Here is a 13,087-nt window from a genome sequence, read left to right as displayed (position 1 = left end):
CACCCGCGTACAACCGCCGGTTGTGTCCCGTCTCCGGTCGGTTGTTTGATCACGGGGGCCGCCGCTCGCTTGGATGGCGGGCGTGTCGAAGTCGGATGGGTCGAGGAGCGGGTCGCTGGGGCGGCGGTTCGGGTGGCTGTGGGGCGCGTACGCCGTCAGCACGTTGGGCACGCGGCTCGCCTTCGACGCCTTTCCGCTGATCGCGGTCGTGGTGCTGGACGCCGGTCCCGCGCGGGTGGCGGCGCTGGCCGCGGCCGGTCTCGCGGTGGGCGCGCTGGTGGCGGTGCCACTGGGGCCGTGGGTGGAGTTCCGGCGCAAACGACCGGTCATGATCGCGACGGATCTGGTGCGGTGCGCGGTGCTGCTGAGTGTGCCCGTCGCGTACGCGTTCGGCCGGCTCGGCTTCGCCCACCTGCTGGTGGTGTCGGTCGTCGTGGCGGCGGCGGACATCACCTTCCGGGCCGCCGCGGGCGCCTGTCTCAAGGCACTGGTGCGCCGGGAGGACCTGCTGGCCGCGAACGGCCGTTTCGAGGCGACGACCTGGACCGCGACCATGCTCGGGCCGCCGGTCGGCGGGGTGATGATCCAGCTGGCCGGTCCGGTGGTGACGGTGGCGGTCGACGCGGTCAGCCATCTGCTGTCGGCCCTGGGCATCCGTGCGATCGGCGGCGGGGAGCCGCGTCCCCGGCGTGCCGACGGCGCAGCCGGGCTGCGGGCCGGTGACCTGCTGGAGGGGTGGCGGTACGTCCTCGCCACCCCGGGCCTGCGTCCGCTGTTCCTCAACTCGCTGCTGGTCAACGGTCTGATCATGGCGACCGCGCCGCCGCTCGCCGTCCTCATGCTGGGCGACCTGGGTTTCACGCCGTGGCAGTACGGCCTCGCCTTCGCGGTGCCGTGCGTCGGCGGGCTGGTCGGGTCACGCCTGGCCCGTCGGCTCGTGGCCCGCTTCGGGGAGCACCGGGTGCTGGTCGTCGGTGGGGTGCTGCGGGTGTGCTGGCCCGTCTGGCTGGCCTTCGTCGGTCCCGGCACCGGCGGGCTCGTCCTCGTGATGGTCGTCGAGTTCGGTCTGATCACCTGCATGGGTGTGTTCGGCCCGGTGCTCGCCACGCGCCGGCTCGAACTGACCCCCTCGGACCGGGTCGCCCGCACCCTGTCCGCCTGGACGGTCAGCGGCAAGCTGGCGACCGCGGCCCTGACCGCCCTGTGGGGCCTGCTGGCCGGCCTCGCCGGGCCGCGTGCCGCGATCGCTCTCGCGGGGGTGCTCATGCTGGCGACCCCGTTGCTGCTGCCCCGGCACGACCACGCGCCGGTCTAGGGCCCCGGTGTTCCGCGGTCCAGCGCGGGGAACCGGCGGCGGACCTGCGCGAACAGGGCGGGGCAGTCGGTGCCGTGGGTGACGGCCGCGGCGAAGAGCGCGTCCAGGGCGGCGCTCAACGGGTCCGGCCCGGCCGCGGCGAGCAGCGCGGGCATGGCCATCGCCTGTCGCAGCAGGTCGCCACGGCATCCGTCCGGCGCGTCCGCCGCCGGACCGAAGACGCGGTCGTCGGCGAAGAACCGGTCCCAGGCGTGCCGGGGATCGTCGAAGGGGTCCGGCAGCGGCTCCCCGCGGTCCAGCGCCGCCAGCGCGGACTCGATCCAGTCGATACCGTCCAGCCCGGCCACGGACAGGGCTCGACGGGCGGCCCAGCGGGCGAGGTCCCGCTGGGTGGCCGGACACACCGTGTCGACGGCGTCGACCAGCTCGCGGTCGAGCGAGGCGAGTCCCCGCGCGTCGCCGCCGGCCTCGCGCAGGCGGCGACTGGGCAGCCGTCCGCCCCAGGACAGCGCTTCCGCGTGCTCCCGTGCGGGCCGCTCGCCCGCGCTCCACTGCGCCCGCCGGCGAAGTTCGGCCGCGGACCGGTCCTCGGGCCTCGGCGGTGGCGGCAGGCCGCGGGCGTGCCGGTGCCGGTGCGCGGCGCTGTGCGAGGTCTGCCGGACGACGAGGTCCGGGGCGGGTGGAGCCGGCCAGAACTGCAGCAGGTAGTGGTCGACCGGCGGGCCGTCCTCGCGTACGGCGCGCTCCTCCTCCCTGACCCGGTCCATGCCGCGCCCGCAGTAGCGCACCCGGTGGTCGGTCGGGAGCAGGTCCAGGGCGCACAGCGGACCGTCGCCCGGCGGCAGGACGACCGTCGAGGCGGAGGCCGGCCGGAAGGACGCCTCCACCACGTCCTCCCAGCCGTCGTCGAGCGGTGGCGCCGCCCCGTGCACCTCGACGGTCAGACCGACCCGGCCGGTGTGCAGCCCGGTGACGAGGAGGAGGTGCCCGGGGACGGCCGCGCCGCACAGTCCGTTGGCCTGTCCGGCACAGGCCGGGGTCGTGCCCGGAGCGTCCCGCGTGGGTCTGCTGTCCACATGGAACCGCCCGTGGGCGACGTGCAGTTCACCGCTGTACACCGTCCGCATGCCCACCCCCTCCTCGGCGTCCGCTCCCTGAGGTCCCTGAGGCCACCAGTATGGGGAGGGGGTGTGACAACGGTCCGCCGCCGACCGGTCAGCGTGCCCCGGGGACGTCCTGTGTGACGCCGTTCAGCGGCGACGACGGATCACTTCCGTACGGGCGGGTGAAGGCCTCCATGCCGTGCCCGGACGGATCGCTGAAGTACACGCCCCGGCCCCCGTCGTTGCGGTTGATCCGGCCCGGGTGGCGACCTTGCGGGTCGGCCTGTACCGGGATGCCGCCCTCGACCAGCCGGGCGAGGATCGCGTCGAACTCGTCCTCGGAGACGAGGAACGCGTAGTGCTGCACGGGGATGTCGATGTCGACGGTGGCGAAATCGAGGGTGACGCCGTTGGCGGTCGTCACGGGGAGGAACACTCCGGCGGGTTCGCCGACCTCCAGCCCCAGGATTCCGGCGAGGAAGTGCGCGGACTTCTCCCTGTTCCGGGAGTGGACGATGGTGTGGTTGAACTCGACTGACACGGGTCAATGCCTCCACGGGCATCTCCGCGGCGCCTCCATGCCTCACCCGGACGGTGACCGACACGCGATGCCGCGCCGTGGATCCTAGGCGAGGTCCCCCGGGGTGTCGATACCCGGTGATATCCCGTGGAACGCCGCGCCCGCCCCGTGCTTGCATGGAGCGATGGTGTCCCCCGACCGTCTGCTCGCCTTCGCGGCGCTGTCGTTGCTCCTGATCGTGGTCCCGGGTCCCAGCGTGCTGTTCGTGGTCGGCAGGGCGCTGGCGCGGGGACGCCGCGCCGCGCTGACCACGGTGGCCGGGAACACCCTCGGCGCCTACGTCCTCGTCGCCGCCGTCGCCCTGGGCGTCGGGGCGGTCGTCGAGCGGTCGGCCGTCGTCTTCACCGTGCTGAAGCTGGCGGGCGCCGCCTACCTGGTGCACCTCGGTGTGCGGGCGTGGCGCGAACGCCGGTGTCCGCAGGCCGTGTTCGCGGACGACGCGCAGGGGGGTGAAGGCCTGCGGCGCACCTTCTGGGAGGGGTTCGCCGTCGGGGTGACCAACCCCAAGACCCTCGTGTTCTTCGCCGCCGTGCTGCCGCAGTTCGTCGACCGGGAGCGGGGCGGGGCAGCCGTGCAGATGCTGCTGCTCGGTCTGGTCTTCAACGCCATCGCGCTGGCCTGCGACAGCCTGTGGGGGCTGCTCGCGGCCGGCGCACGCGACTGGTTCGCCCGTTCACCGCGCAGGCTGTCCGCCGTCGGCGGGGCGGGCGGCCTGGCGATGATCGGTCTCGGCGTCACCGTGGCCACGACCGGGCACGGGGACTGAGTGGCGTCCGTGGCCGCGGGCGCCGTCGGGCCGCGGCTCAGCCGGACGCCTGGTCGCTGTCTCGCATCGCACCCCAGCCGTGCCAGCGCTCGACCTCGACCCAGGCGTTGACCCGGGCCCGGTCCCGGTTCGGGTAGGCGTTGCCCGTGTAGTGGGTGGAGAGTCGGTCGATGCCGGTGAGGCCCTCGTCGTCGCTGATCTCCGTGACCCGGCCGATGAGGGTGACGTGCGTGTACCAGTCGTCGCCCGCCAGGACGGTGAGGGTCACGCGCGGGTCGCGGCGCACGTGCCCCAGCCGTACCCGGCCCTCGTCGAAGTTGATGAGGACCCGTCCGTCGTTCTCCCACAGGTACCAGGTGGGTGTGGAGACGGGCGCACCGTCCGAGCGGAGGGTGGCCATGACACACGGGTTCGGCCGGCGCAGCAGGTCGACGGCCTCGGGCGGCAGGGGCGGCTTGGACATGCGGACTCCTCTGGTCTTGGTGTGCGCCGAGGCTACGTCGGCGTTCCGGTCGTTCCACTCACCCGGTACCCCGGACGCGCTCAGTCGGACGTCTTGTCTTCCGCGTCGGACGTCGCGCCGCCCGCATCGGACGTCGTCTCGTCGAAACTGGCGAAGTACGCCGCCGCCATGTCCTCGTCGCCGTGCCCCTGCGCCGCGGCGCGCGCCAGGCGTTCCGCGCCGGCGGCGGCGACGTCCAGACGGACGCCGTTCGCCTCGGCGGCCTCCACGATCAGCCGGGCGTCCTTCGCGGCGGTGGTGACCGCGAACTGGGCGGGTGTCAGCGCGCCGTCGCGGATCAGGCCGGCCTTGGCCCGCAGGTAGCCCAAGAGCGGGCCGCCCGCGATGGCGTCGAAGAAGCCGTCCGGGTCCACGCCGAGTGCCTTGGCGAGCGCGAGCGCCTCACCGACCGCGTTGGTGGCGGCCAGGACCCAGCTGTTGGCCACCAGCTTCAGCCGGGTGGCGCTGCCGGCCGCGCCGTCCTCGCCGGTCCACACGGTGCGGGAGCCCACGGCGTCGAAGACCGGGGTCACCGCGTCCCGCGCGGCGGCCGGTCCGGCGGCCAGCACCAGGAGCAGGCCGGCTTCGGCGGGCTGACGGGTGCCCAGTACGGGGGCGTCGAAGAAGACGAGGCCGTGTTCGTGGGCGAAGGCGGCCAGGTCGGCGACCGCGTCGACGCCGGCGGTGGTCGACTGCACCCACGCGGTACCGGCGCGCAGTCCCGGGGCGGCCCGTCGCATGACGTCGAGGGCAGCCGGGCCGTCGTACAGCATGGTGAGGACGGCGTCGGCCCCGCGCACCGCCTCCTCGGGACTGTCGGCGACGTGCGCGCCGTCGGCGGCCAACGGCTCGGCCTTGTCCCGGCTGCGGTTCCAGACGCGGACGGTGTGTCCGGCGCGGGCGAGGTTGCGGGCCATCGCGGCACCCATGATGCCGGTGCCCAGGACACTCACGGTGAGCTGGTCGGTCATGACGTCGGCTTTCTGTCCTCGTGCGGTGGCCGGCCGGGGTCCACGGGCGGCGCGGGGTGCGGTGATCAGCCTGCCACCCGGCCGCGGACGGCGCGCATCGGCCCGGCCGGCCCGGCCCGCGCGGTCTCCTGCCCTGACCCCCGCACGACCTCCCCGTATCCCGCGCAACGACCTCCCCGTATCCCCGCACGACCTCCCCGTATCCCGCGCAACGACCTCCCCGTATCCCCGCGCGACCTGCCTGCCCGGATCCCCGCACGACCACCCCGCCCCGATCCCCACGCGACCACCCTGCCCGCATCCCCGGCCCGGTCCGGACCGGACCGGCCGCCGGGCCGCTCGTGCGCGTCCCGTACGGTACGGCCGTGAGCGCCTTCAGCAACGACACCGTTCCCGGCCGCCACGGCCCCTCCGCCACCACCGGGGCCGACCCCCGGAGCGTGGGCCGGGTGCGTACCGAGTACTCCCCCGCGTACGACGGGGACCCCGATCCCGGCGAGATCGTCTGGACGTGGGTGCCCTACGAGGAGAACGACGGGCGGGGCAAGGACCGACCGGTGCTCGTCGTGGCCCGCGAGGCGGCCGGCACGCTGCTGGCCGTGCCGCTCTCCAGCAAACCGCACGTCGCGGACCGCGACTGGGTGCCGATCGGGAGCGGGCCGTGGGACCGGTCGGGACGGGACTCCTGGGTCGACGTGGACCGGGTGCTGCGGCTGCACGACGCCGGCATGCGCCGTGAGGCCTGCGCTCTGGACCGGATGCGGTTCAACCTCGTCCGGCAGCGGCTGCGGGAGCGCTACGGCTGGAGTTGAGGCCCCGAGCCGCCCCGCCGCCCCTCCGGGAAGGCACGCGCGAACGCCTCCCGGACCGTGCCGCCCGGCGTGCGGTCCAGGATGCCGAACGTGACCCGCTCGAAGGCGCCCGCGAAGCGTCCGCCGGGCCCGAGCAGCGCCCGGAAGGCGCCGGCGACCTGTGCCGGGTCGTTGCGGAACACCCCGCAGCCCCAGGCGCCCAGCACCAGTGTCCGGTACCCCTGGGCCGCCGCCGTCTCGAGGACCCGCTCGGTGCGCACGGCCAGGGCGGCGGGCAGTCCGGCGGCGCGCTCCGGGGCCGTGCGCAGCACCACGCCCGCGTTGGGCGCGGGGGACGTGAGGAAGCCGGCGGTGTACGGCTCATCCAGCAGGCGGCCTCGGTCGTCGCGGAAGACGGGGACGGCCGGCGAGTGGATGACGCGGTCCGTGTAGAACGGGTCGCGGTGGGCGCGGTGGTGGTCGTAGAACTCGCGGGCCCGCAGCAGGCAGGTGTAGAGCGCGGAGGCCCGGCACAGGGCCTCTTCCTGGGCCTGGGCGCCGTTGAGGTAGCCGCCGCCGGGGTTCCGGGCGGAGGCGAAGTTCAGGACCGCGACCTCGTCGCCGAGGCGGTGGGCGGCCTCCAGGCTGCTCTCGCCGGTGACCTCGAAGTCCGTCCGCACCGGGGTGAACGCGGGCACCACCACCGGCTCCGGCCCGTACAGCCGCGTGCCGGCCCGTGCCGCCTCGACCGCCGCCCCGATCGCCACCTCGCTCCCGTCGGGCGCGCGGTAGGCCCCCGCCGTCACGATCTGCTCGGTCTGCTGTGCGATGCCCCGCAGGCGCGCGCTCATGGCGCCACCCCCGTGGACGCCATGACCGCGCGCCGCGCGGTCTCCCCCGTCGTGCTCATGGAGGAATCCTGGGTGATGCTGGTGGGGCGGTGCAACGGAGTTTCCCGGCCGGGGAACGACGGGGGAATCCCCCGGAAACGGACGGGACACGGAGTTCGCAGAGCGGAAACGCCCCGATATGCACCCTTGTGCGGAGCGGCGCGAGGGTCTTGGGTGGGACGAGTGTGCCGACCCGGCCCACCACGACCGGGTCGGTGGCATGGATGGAACCCCCAGGAGGATCCCGACATGTCCGATACGGTAAGTGGCTGTACCCGGCCACGCACCACTGCCACCGAAGCCGAGGTCGAGGCGCTGGTCCACGGCATCTGCTTCAAGACCGGCCCACCGACGCGCCTCGGCGTCGAGGTGGAATGGCTCGTCCACGAGCTGCGCGAGCCGCGGCTCCCCGTCTCCCCCGAACGGCTCGACGCGGTCTACACCGCTCTGCGGGCCGTGCCCCTGAGGTCCGCGCTGACCGTGGAACCCGGCGGCCAGCTGGAGCTGAGTTCGCTCCCCGCCGCCTCCCTGACGGAGTGCGTCGACACCGTCTCCGCCGACCTCGCCGCCGTCCGCGCCGTCCTGCGTGAGGACGGTCTCGGCCTCGTCGGCCTCGGCCACGACCCCTGGCAGGTGCCGCGCCGCTTCCTGCGGCAGCCGCGGTACGACGCCATGGAGGCCTGCCTCGACCGCGGCGGCCCGGCCGGCCGCTACATGATGTGCACCTCCGCCTCCGTGCAGGTGTGCCTGGACGCCGGGCACGAGGAGCCCGGCCCGCTCGGTCATGTGCGCCGGTGGTGGCTGGCCCACCAGCTCGGCGCGGTCCTGCTGGCCGCGTTCGCCAACTCCCCGCTGGCCGGCGGCCGGCTCACCGGCTGGCGGTCCACCCGGCAGCTGCGGTGGGCCCAGATCGGCCCCGGCCGGGCGGGCGGCCCCGCGCTGGACACCGACCCGCGCGGCACCTGGACCCGGCACGTCCTGGACGCGCCGGTGATGTGCGTCCGCAGGGACGGCGGTCCCTGGGACGTGCCGGAGGGCCTGACCTTCCGGGAGTGGATCAGGAGCGGGAGGCCGCGACCGCCGACCCTGGAGGATCTCGACTACCACCTGACCACGCTGTTCCCGCCGGTCAGACCGCGCGGCCACCTGGAACTGCGCATGATCGACGCGCAGCCCGGGGACGACGGCTGGAGGGTGCCGCTCGCCGTGACGGCGGCGCTGTTCGACGACCCGGAGGCCACCGAGACCGCCTACCGGGCCGTGAAGCCCCTCACCGAACGCACCCTCGGCCGGCCCGCCCCGCACAACCCGCTGTACGAGGACGCGGCCCGCGACGCCCTCACCGATCCGGAGCTGCGCGAGGCGGCCGTCACCTGCTTCGAGGCGGCGCTCGCCGCCCTGCCCCGGCTCGGCGCCACCACCGAGGTCACCGACGCCGTCGCGGGGCATCTGGAGCGCTACGTGCGCAGGGGCCGTTGCCCCGCCGACGATCTGCTGGACATGCCGGACGGCGCGAGCCGTGGCCCGCACGGGAGGGAGACCCGCCCATGACCGACCCCGCCATGGAGACCGCCACCGACACCGCCGCCGGGGGGGCCGTCGACGCCGGGACCCTGCGCGAGCGGGCCCTGGCCACGCTCGTCACCGCCCGTGACCGTACGACGCTGCTGACCAGCTGCGTGGAGGGCCCCGACCTGACCGGCCAGGTGTCGCCGCTGATGTCCCCGCTGGTGTGGGACCTGGCGCACATCGGCAACCAGGAGGAGCAGTGGCTGCTGCGCGCCGTCGGCGGGCAGGAGGCGATACGGCCCGAGATCGACAGCCTGTACGACGCTTTCGAGCATCCGCGCGCCGAGCGGCCCCGGCTGCCGCTCCTGTCGCCCGCGGAGGCCCGCCGGTACGCGGCCGACGTCCGCGCCCGTGCGCTGGACGTGCTGGAGGGCGCCGCGTTCCACGGGACGAGGCTGACCGAGGCGGGCTTCGCCTTCGGGATGATCGCCCAGCACGAGCAGCAGCACGACGAGACCATGCTGATCACCCATCAGCTCCGCAAGGGGCCCCAGGCCCTGATCGCCCCGGACCCGGAGCCCGTGCCGCTGTTCACCGGCCCGGCGGAGGTCCTGGTGCCCGGCGGGCCGTTCACGATGGGCACCTCGACCGAGCCGTGGGCCCTGGACAACGAACGCCCCGCGCACCGCCGCGAGGTGGCGCCGTTCCACCTCGACACCACGCCGGTGACCAACGGCGCCTACCAGGCGTTCATCGACGACGGCGGCTACGACGACCCGCGCTGGTGGGCCCCGGCGGGCTGGGACCACGTCCGCCGGCACTCCCTCACCGCCCCGCTGTTCTGGCGCCGTGACGGCGGGCAGTGGCTGCGCCGCCGCTTCGGCGTCACCGAGGTCGTACCGGCCGACGAGCCGGTGGTGCACGTGTGCTGGTACGAGGCGGACGCCTACGCCCGCTGGGCCGGGCGGCGGCTGCCCACCGAGGCCGAGTGGGAGAAGGCCGCCCGCCACGACCCGGCCGGTGACCGCACGGCCCGCTACCCGTGGGGAGACGCGGACCCGGGCCCGGAACACGCCAACCTCGGGCAGCGGCACCTGCGCCCGGCTCCCGCCGGCAGCTACCCGGCGGGGGAGTCACCGCTCGGGATACGGCAGTTGATCGGCGACGTGTGGGAGTGGACGTCGAGCGACTTCACCCCGTACCCGGGCTTCGAGGCGTTCCCGTACAAGGAGTACTCGGAGGTGTTCTTCGGGCCGGAGTACAAGGTGCTGCGCGGCGGTTCGTTCGCCGTGGACGCGGTGGCCTGCCGGGGCACGTTCCGCAACTGGGACTATCCGACCCGGCGGCAGATCTTCTCCGGTTTCCGTACCGCCCGTTCGGTGGAGGCCTCCTGATGTGCCGTCACCTGGCCTACACGGGCCCCGAGGAACCGCTCGGCCGGCTCCTGGTGACGCCGCCGCACGGCCTGTACCGCCAGTCCTGGGCGCCGCGGCACCAGCGGTACGGCACGGTCAACGCCGACGGGTTCGGCGTCGGCTGGTACGCCGAGGGCGACCCGGTGCCGGCCCGGTACCGCCGGGCCGGGCCCATCTGGGCGGACCAGTCGTTCGCCGACCTGGCCCGGGTCGTGCGCGCCGGCGCTCTCCTCGCCGCCGTGCGGGACGCCACGCTCTCGGGTGCGGACGCGGAGGCCGCGGCGGCGCCGTTCGCCGCGGGGACCTGGCTGTTCAGCCACAACGGAGCCGTGGCGCAGTGGCCCGGGTCGCTGGCGCGGGTGGCCGGGACGCTGCCGCCGGAGGACCTGCTGGCGCTGGAGGCCCGCAACGACTCGGCGCTCGTGTGGGCGCTGGTGCTGGCGCGGCTGCGTGCCGGGGACGACGGGGGCCGGGCGCTGGCCGAGACGGTGCTGGAGGTCGCCGCGGCGGCCCCCGCCTCCCGGCTCAACCTGCTGCTCACCGACGGCGCCACCGTCACGGCCACCACCTGGGGCGACACCCTGTGGTACCTGACCCGCCCCGGCGGCGGCACCGTCGTCGCCTCGGAGCCGTACGACGACGACCCGCACTGGCAGGAGGTCCCCGACCGCACCCTGCTCACGGCGAGCCGCACGGACGTGCAGCTCACCCCGCTCAAGGACCCGGGCGGCAACGCCGTCGCCGACGCTTTCGTCTCCCCGAAGGAGCCCCGTACGTGAGCCCGTTCCGCCTCACCCGCACGCTGCCCGAGGACGCCACGGACGCCGCCCTGCGCGCCGACGTCCTGGCGGGCCTGACGAGCACGCCCAAGTGGCTGCCGCCCAAGTGGTTCTACGACGCGCGGGGCAGCGAGCTGTTCGAGGAGATCACCGCACTGCCGGAGTACTACCCGACCCGTGCCGAGCGGGAGATCCTCGTCGACCGGGCCGGCGAGATCGCGGCGGCGACCGGCGCCCGCACCCTGGTGGAGCTGGGCTCCGGTTCATCTGAGAAGACCCGGTTCCTGCTCGACGCGCTGACCGGTCTGCGCGCCTACGTGCCGGTCGACGTCAGCGAGAGCGCGCTCACCCAGGCCGGGGAGGCGCTCGTCGCCGAACGGCCGGACCTCGAGGTGCACGCGCTGATCGCCGACTTCACGGGAGGGCTGACGCTGCCCGGGACGCCGGGCCCCCGGTTGGTGGCGTTCCTCGGCGGCACGCTCGGCAACCTGCTGCCCGGCGAACGCGCCGCGTTCCTGACCGCCGTACGCGCCCTGCTCTCCCCCGGCGACGCGCTGCTGCTGGGCACCGACCTCGTCAAGGACGAACGGGTGCTGGTCCGGGCGTACGACGACGCGGCCGGGGTGACCGCCGCCTTCAACAGGAACGTGCTGTCCGTGATCAACCGGGAGCTGGGAGCCGACTTCGCGCCCGCCGCCTTCGAGCACGTGGCGGTGTGGAACGCCGAACGGGAGTGGATCGAGATGCGGTTGCGCTCGCGCGCCGCGCAGACGGTCAAGGTCCAGGCGCTCGACCTGGCCGTGGACTTCGCGGACGGGGAGGAGTTGCGCACCGAGGTGTCCGCGAAGTTCCGGCGGGAGGGCGTACGCGCCGAACTGGCCGCGGCGGGTCTGGAGCTGGCCCACTGGTGGACGGACGGCGAGGACCGTTTCGCGCTGTCGCTGAGCACGGTGCGCTGAGCACCGCGGGGTGAGGGTCCGCGCGCGCCGGGCGTCAGCCCGCGTCGAGGTCCAGCAGTCCGGTGATGCGGTCGGAGGCCCGCGCGGCCTCCGACTCCGCGTCGGCCCCGGTGAGCACCTTCGTCATGTAGTCCTTGATCGGGTTGTCCGCCTCGACCGCGCCCCACCGGGGCGTGCCGGGGGTCGCCCGTCCCTGCGCGGCGCCGGCCGCCATGGCGGCGACCCCTTCCTCGCCCGCGACGGCCTTGGCGAGGGACTTCTTGTTCGGCACGTAGTTCATGGTGCGGGCCAGCTCGGTGTTCCACTTGGTGCCCACGAGTGCCTCCACCACGGCGAGGGCGCCCTCCCGCTGGTCGGTGTTCTTCGGGACGACGAGGTCGGAGCCGCCGGTGAAGACGGCACCGGGCTTGTCGGCGCTCTTGCCCGGCACCGGGAAGAAGCCCAGCTTGTCCTCGAGTTCGGGGTTCTCGCGCACGATGGACCGGGCGAGCCCGGGCACCGCGACGATCTGCGCGACGCGCCCCTGGGCGAACACGCCGGCCTGCGGCGGGTGTTCCTCGTCGGCGTCGACGGGGCCGTCGCCCAGCGCCTGCAACTCGCGGTAGAAGTCCATACCGCGCAGGGCGGCCTCGGAGTCCAGGGCGCCCGTCCAGACCCCGCCGTTCTGCGTGGCCAGCTCGCCGCCCTCGTCCCAGATGAATCCGGACAGCGTGTACCAGTCCTGGCCGGCCAGGTAGATGCCCTGGTCGGCGACCGAGTCCAGCGCTTCGGTGGCGGTGAGCCACTCCTCGCGGGTGCGGGGCGGCTCGGTGATGCCGGCCTGCTCGAACAGGTCCTTGCGGTAGATGACCACGCGGTTGGCGGCGTACCAGGGGATGCCGAACTGCTGGGACAGCCACTGTCCCGGTTCGGCGAGACCGGGCAGCCAGTCGCGGATGCCCCAGTCGCGCATCGACTCCAGCGTCAGGTCCTGCAACCGGCCGCCCTCCGCGTACTGCGGGACCTGGGTGTTGCCGACCTCGACGACGTCGGGACCGTCCGTGCCGTCGGCCTTCAGGGCGGTCTGCACCTTGTCGCCGATCCCGGTCCACTCCTGTATCCGGATGTCGAGGTCGTAACCGGAGTGCTCCCGCTCGAAGTCCTCGGTGAACCGGCGCAGGAAGTCCTGCGAGGCGCTGTCCTTCATCAGCCACACGGTGACGGTGCGCCGCTCGCCGCCCCCCTCCTGCGACGCCAGGCCGCAGCCGCTGAGCAGGGAGGCGGACACGCAGACAAGGGCGAGCAGGCGACGTCTCACGAGGGGTCCTTCTGTCTGACGGACAGGGGCGGAGCGGACAGGAAGGTCCTGCGCACGCGAAGGGAGACCCGACGTGGGGGGATCGAGCTCCGAGGCTCGAACGGGTGTCTGAGATTTTGGTATGGACCAATGCGGAGGTCAAGGGGGTGGCGCGGCCCGGCCGCCGACGTCTCGCGCTCCGCCGCCGCTTGGGGCACGGTGGAGTGACGT

13 protein-coding genes are annotated in these 13,087 nt (G+C 74.2%); 7 read left to right on the top strand and 6 right to left on the bottom strand.

Annotated features, from left to right (window positions below):
* Positions 1-73 precede the first annotated feature (73 nt).
* Positions 74-1,315: an MFS transporter gene (locus tag SAM23877_RS31495; RefSeq protein WP_053140495.1), complete on the top strand. Its 1,242-nt coding sequence runs from the start codon at positions 74-76 to the stop codon at positions 1,313-1,315.
* On the opposite strand, the gene SAM23877_RS31490 is transcribed toward SAM23877_RS31495, so the two are convergent.
* Together SAM23877_RS31490 and SAM23877_RS31485 are read right to left on the bottom strand one after the other, a co-directional pair.
* A complete protein-coding gene (locus SAM23877_RS31490) occupies positions 1,312-2,442 on the bottom strand; it encodes a hypothetical protein (RefSeq protein ID WP_053140491.1) in 1,131 nt (376 codons plus the stop codon). The two genes, SAM23877_RS31495 and SAM23877_RS31490, sit on opposite strands and share 4 nt — an antisense overlap.
* Positions 2,443-2,530: 88 nt before the next feature.
* Positions 2,531-2,959 carry a VOC family protein gene (locus tag SAM23877_RS31485; RefSeq protein ID WP_053140488.1) on the bottom strand — a complete coding sequence of 143 codons (429 nt, stop codon included), beginning with the start codon at positions 2,957-2,959 and terminating at the stop codon, positions 2,531-2,533.
* 163 nt (positions 2,960-3,122) lie between these two features.
* On the opposite strand from SAM23877_RS31485, the gene SAM23877_RS31480 reads away from it, so the two are divergent.
* Positions 3,123-3,764 (top strand): LysE family translocator, encoded by a 642-nt coding sequence (locus SAM23877_RS31480; RefSeq protein ID WP_053140485.1) that lies wholly within the window; start codon positions 3,123-3,125, stop codon positions 3,762-3,764.
* A 37-nt stretch (positions 3,765-3,801) separates the two neighbouring features.
* On the opposite strand, the gene SAM23877_RS31475 is transcribed toward SAM23877_RS31480, so the two are convergent.
* The gene (locus SAM23877_RS31475) at positions 3,802-4,227 is read right to left on the bottom strand and encodes a PPOX class F420-dependent oxidoreductase (RefSeq protein WP_053140482.1); all 426 of its coding nucleotides are present in this window, start codon (positions 4,225-4,227) and stop codon (positions 3,802-3,804) included.
* An 80-nt stretch (positions 4,228-4,307) separates the two neighbouring features.
* Complete coding sequence (locus SAM23877_RS31470) at positions 4,308-5,237, bottom strand: NAD(P)-dependent oxidoreductase (RefSeq protein ID WP_053140479.1); 930 nt, start codon at positions 5,235-5,237, stop codon at positions 4,308-4,310.
* A 365-nt stretch (positions 5,238-5,602) separates the two neighbouring features.
* Between SAM23877_RS31470 and SAM23877_RS31465 the strand changes: the two genes are divergently transcribed.
* Positions 5,603-6,049, top strand: coding sequence for a type II toxin-antitoxin system PemK/MazF family toxin (locus tag SAM23877_RS31465; protein WP_053143056.1), 447 nt, complete (start codon positions 5,603-5,605; stop codon positions 6,047-6,049).
* Here the strand turns inward: SAM23877_RS31465 and SAM23877_RS31460 are convergent.
* Positions 6,034-6,879, bottom strand: a complete 846-nt coding sequence (locus SAM23877_RS31460) for a TIGR02452 family protein (RefSeq protein WP_053140475.1) — start codon at positions 6,877-6,879, stop codon at positions 6,034-6,036. The two genes, SAM23877_RS31465 and SAM23877_RS31460, sit on opposite strands and share 16 nt — an antisense overlap.
* A gap of 288 nt (positions 6,880-7,167) precedes the next feature.
* Between SAM23877_RS31460 and egtA the strand changes: the two genes are divergently transcribed.
* From egtA to egtD, 4 genes are read left to right on the top strand one after another with little or no spacing between them, the layout of a single operon-like run.
* The gene (gene egtA / locus SAM23877_RS31455) at positions 7,168-8,469 is read left to right on the top strand and encodes an ergothioneine biosynthesis glutamate--cysteine ligase EgtA (RefSeq protein WP_053140472.1); all 1,302 of its coding nucleotides are present in this window, start codon (positions 7,168-7,170) and stop codon (positions 8,467-8,469) included.
* Complete coding sequence (egtB, locus tag SAM23877_RS31450) at positions 8,466-9,821, top strand: ergothioneine biosynthesis protein EgtB (RefSeq protein ID WP_053140469.1); 1,356 nt, start codon at positions 8,466-8,468, stop codon at positions 9,819-9,821. Before egtA ends, egtB begins: the two co-directional genes overlap by 4 nt.
* Positions 9,821-10,621: an ergothioneine biosynthesis protein EgtC gene (gene egtC / locus SAM23877_RS31445; protein WP_053140466.1), complete on the top strand. Its 801-nt coding sequence runs from the start codon at positions 9,821-9,823 to the stop codon at positions 10,619-10,621. Before egtB ends, egtC begins: the two co-directional genes overlap by 1 nt.
* Positions 10,618-11,580, top strand: a complete 963-nt coding sequence (gene egtD, locus SAM23877_RS31440) for an L-histidine N(alpha)-methyltransferase (RefSeq protein WP_053140463.1) — start codon at positions 10,618-10,620, stop codon at positions 11,578-11,580. Before egtC ends, egtD begins: the two co-directional genes overlap by 4 nt.
* Positions 11,581-11,614: 34 nt before the next feature.
* Here egtD and SAM23877_RS31435 read toward each other — a convergent pair whose 3' ends face one another.
* Positions 11,615-12,877, bottom strand: a complete 1,263-nt coding sequence (locus SAM23877_RS31435; protein ID WP_053140459.1) for an extracellular solute-binding protein — start codon at positions 12,875-12,877, stop codon at positions 11,615-11,617.
* Between the last annotated feature and the right edge of the window lie 210 nt (positions 12,878-13,087).

Source organism: Streptomyces ambofaciens ATCC 23877, assembly GCF_001267885.1.
In the GTDB taxonomy this organism is placed as follows: domain Bacteria; phylum Actinomycetota; class Actinomycetes; order Streptomycetales; family Streptomycetaceae; genus Streptomyces; species Streptomyces ambofaciens.
The sequence above is the reverse complement of the archived record's forward strand: the minus strand, read 5'-3'. Positions and strand labels throughout refer to the sequence as shown.

What these genes read in the sequence shown, in the direction of transcription:
- SAM23877_RS31495 (WP_053140495.1), top strand. Translation starts at nt 74, where the DNA reads ATGGCGGGCGTGTCGAAGTCGGATGGGTCGAGGAGCGGGTCGCTGGGG.
- SAM23877_RS31490 (WP_053140491.1), bottom strand. Translation starts at nt 2,442, where the DNA reads ATGCGGACGGTGTACAGCGGTGAACTGCACGTCGCCCACGGGCGGTTC.
- SAM23877_RS31480 (WP_053140485.1), top strand. Translation starts at nt 3,123, where the DNA reads ATGGTGTCCCCCGACCGTCTGCTCGCCTTCGCGGCGCTGTCGTTGCTC.
- SAM23877_RS31475 (WP_053140482.1), bottom strand. Translation starts at nt 4,227, where the DNA reads ATGTCCAAGCCGCCCCTGCCGCCCGAGGCCGTCGACCTGCTGCGCCGG.
- SAM23877_RS31470 (WP_053140479.1), bottom strand. Translation starts at nt 5,237, where the DNA reads ATGACCGACCAGCTCACCGTGAGTGTCCTGGGCACCGGCATCATGGGT.
- SAM23877_RS31460 (WP_053140475.1), bottom strand. Translation starts at nt 6,879, where the DNA reads ATGAGCGCGCGCCTGCGGGGCATCGCACAGCAGACCGAGCAGATCGTG.
- egtA (WP_053140472.1), top strand. Translation starts at nt 7,168, where the DNA reads ATGTCCGATACGGTAAGTGGCTGTACCCGGCCACGCACCACTGCCACC.
- egtB (WP_053140469.1), top strand. Translation starts at nt 8,466, where the DNA reads ATGACCGACCCCGCCATGGAGACCGCCACCGACACCGCCGCCGGGGGG.
- egtC (WP_053140466.1), top strand. Translation starts at nt 9,821, where the DNA reads ATGTGCCGTCACCTGGCCTACACGGGCCCCGAGGAACCGCTCGGCCGG.